The sequence below is a fragment of the Arthrobacter vasquezii genome (genome assembly GCF_029455255.1).
Lineage (GTDB): Bacteria > Actinomycetota > Actinomycetes > Actinomycetales > Micrococcaceae > Arthrobacter_D > Arthrobacter_D parietis.
On record NZ_JAROKN010000136.1, the window covers coordinates 1 to 561 of the forward strand.

Consider the following 561-nt stretch of genomic DNA (forward strand, 5'->3'; position numbering starts at 1 on the left):
GCGGGAAGGGCTCGCTAAGCTGTCCGGTCAGGTGGGCGCAGCGCGGTCCCGGGTCGAAGCGGCGGAGGCAGAACTGGGCAGGCTCCGCGAGTCCGTCGTCGAGGTGGCCGAACGTCGTCGTCGTGCGCAGAGCGAGTTCACTGCGCTCGAATCGCAGGTTGCCGGTGCGGAGGAAGGCGAAGAGGGCCTGGACGCCGATTATGAGGAAGCCGGCGCTGCCCTTGACGCTGTGCTGGAGAGGCTGGAAGACCTCAAGGCGCAGGAGCGGTCGGCCGAGCGGGAACGCGGCGCGCTCCAGGCACGAGTCGAAGCCCTGCGTCTCGGCCTGGAGCGCAAAGACGGGTCAAGGACTCTGTTGGCGGCCGGGATGGACGGGGTGCTCGGGCCGGTTGCCGGGCTGCTGACGGTGGAGCCGGGCTACGAGGCCGCCATAGCGGCCGCGTTGGGCTCGTTGTCCGAGGGAGTCGCAGTTGAATCGCTCGGTGCCGCCGGTGCTGCCCTTCAACGTATGAAGGACGACGACGCCGGCCGGGTCGAGCTTCTCGTCGCGGTCCCGGCCGG

General features: G+C 70.1%; 1 pseudogene. It reads left to right on the top strand.

Features of this window, described 5'->3' with window-relative positions:
• Window positions 1-561 (top strand): annotated as a pseudogene (locus P4U43_RS17970) (chromosome segregation protein SMC); the annotation flags it as partial.